Source organism: Actinomyces acetigenes (assembly GCF_031296635.1).
In the GTDB taxonomy this organism is placed as follows: Bacteria; Actinomycetota; Actinomycetes; order Actinomycetales; family Actinomycetaceae; genus Actinomyces; species Actinomyces acetigenes.
Genome location: NZ_JASPFC010000087.1, coordinates 1 through 1,686 on the forward strand (window position 1 = coordinate 1; position 1,686 = coordinate 1,686).

A 1,686-nucleotide genomic window follows, 5' to 3' on the forward strand; every position below is an offset into this window, starting at 1 on the left:
ACCGACTTGACCGTGACGCCTGGTCTCCGGCTGGTGCGAGTGTCGTCCCAGCACGCGTCACCGACGTCGTGTCCTCCTGTAGGCGGCTGATCTATGGAAGGTGGGGGTAGCGCTCGGCGAGGGGCTCTGTGAGGACGTCGGCAGGGTCCGTTGACCTCGATGGGCTTGGCGTGCGACTGTCGTTAGGTGGTGGGGGTGCTCTGGTGGTTGGTGAGGTAGGCGTTGAGGGCGTCGCGGATGACTGCGCTTGGGGTCAGTCCGTGGGTCTTGGCGTAGGTGTCGAGGGCGGTGTTGGTGTGCTCGGGCAGGCGGACCTGTCGGCGGGTGGAGGCTCCGCGTCCGGTGGCGTGGGTGTGCCCGAGATTGGGGCGGCCGCCGGTGAAGACTGCGCGCAGGGCGGCTTCGTCGGGGAGGTCTCCTCCGCCGTCAGGGGCTCCGATGGGGCGCAGGTCGCCGGTGGTGGCGAGGGTGTCGAGCTCTTCGTTGGTTGTGGTCTCGGTGGTGCGGGTGGTTGTGTGGGTCATGCTTGTTACTCCTCCCAGGGGGTGTGTCCGGGTGCGTACAGGAGCCATCTCCATTTGTCGGTGAGCTCCATGGCGTGGAAGACCTCGAGGCGTCCGTCGGGGCGCATGGCGGCGCCGACCTCGAGGAACGTGCGGGACAGCTCGTGGGGTCGTCCGACGAACATGAAGGTGACGTCGCGGGGGCGTCCGTCGACTCGTTGCTTGTTGATGGGGTGGAAGAGGGCGTACTCGATGTCTTCGTGTGGGACGTTGTGCTTGCTGGCGCTGTCTGTGTAGTAGATGGCCACACCATTATTGTAGTACAGAACTGGGGTGGTGTCATGCGTGGTGCCGGCAAGCACTGATCCCCCTTGAGTACTACTGAGTACTACGGCGGACTATTTGTCCCTGGCAGTAGGCACAGCTGGGGTGTCGGCTATCGGTGACGTCATCGGTATTCAAAGATGTTGGGCTGGGGGTCGGGCTGCTTAGGGCTGCGCGCTGCTGGTCGACGTGCGCCGCTGGCTGGAGGCGGCGTGTGGCCTTGGTCGGGGCCGTGACTTTGTTGTGACCGGCCGGTAGGGTCGGGTGGATTCCTGCTGTGCCGAGGGGTTGTGCTCGGCCTGATTGTGGAGGTGCTTCCTCGTGGCTCGTTCCCTTGTTCGCCTGTCTGGTCGTGGTCGTGTCGTCAGTGAACTGGGTGCGGGTGTGCTGGTCGGTTCGTTGGCTCTGGTGGGGTGTTCGTCGGGCAGCCCTAAGGGTGGTGGGACGGTCCCGCCGGTCAGCACGGCGGGTGCTGGTGGTGGTTCGTCGGTGTCTGCGTCTGCCTCGGGTGGGGCGTCGGCTGGTGCGAGTGGTGCTGCCAGTGCTGGTGCGGTGACTGCTGAGTCCTTGTCCGACCCTACCCTGGGGTACACGGTGGTCTCCATCCCCAAAGACCTGGATGCCACCCAGACCAAGGTCCTCCAGGACTATATCGCTTACGACAAGGCCACCTGGCGTGTCTGGTCAACCGGCGAAGGCCTGGACGAGGCTCTTAATCGTTCAACCGGTAAAACCAGAAACAATATTCAAAATAACTACAATAATATGACGTTTTACGACAAGCCCCCAATTTCAATCGGTGTGAGCAATGTGGAGGTAGATACGGATGGGAAGACCGCCAATGTAACCATGTGTTACG

At 62.9% G+C, this 1,686-nt stretch carries 3 protein-coding genes; 1 reads left to right on the top strand and 2 read right to left on the bottom strand.

Annotated features, from left to right (window positions below; genetic code table 11):
• Positions 1–182: 182 nt before the first annotated feature.
• Positions 183–524: a ribbon-helix-helix domain-containing protein gene (locus RIV14_RS13590; RefSeq protein WP_075373618.1), complete on the bottom strand. Its 342-nt coding sequence runs from the start codon at positions 522–524 to the stop codon at positions 183–185.
• A gap of 5 nt (positions 525–529) precedes the next feature.
• The gene (locus RIV14_RS13595) at positions 530–811 is read right to left on the bottom strand and encodes a hypothetical protein (RefSeq protein WP_081379634.1); all 282 of its coding nucleotides are present in this window, start codon (positions 809–811) and stop codon (positions 530–532) included.
• A 337-nt stretch (positions 812–1,148) separates the two neighbouring features.
• On the opposite strand from RIV14_RS13595, the gene RIV14_RS13600 reads away from it, so the two are divergent.
• A partial coding sequence (locus RIV14_RS13600; protein WP_309325255.1) for a hypothetical protein occupies positions 1,149–1,686 on the top strand: 538 nt, incomplete at its 3' end.

What these genes read in the sequence shown, in the direction of transcription:
- RIV14_RS13590 (WP_075373618.1), bottom strand. Translation starts at nt 524, where the DNA reads ATGACCCACACAACCACCCGCACCACCGAGACCACAACCAACGAAGAG.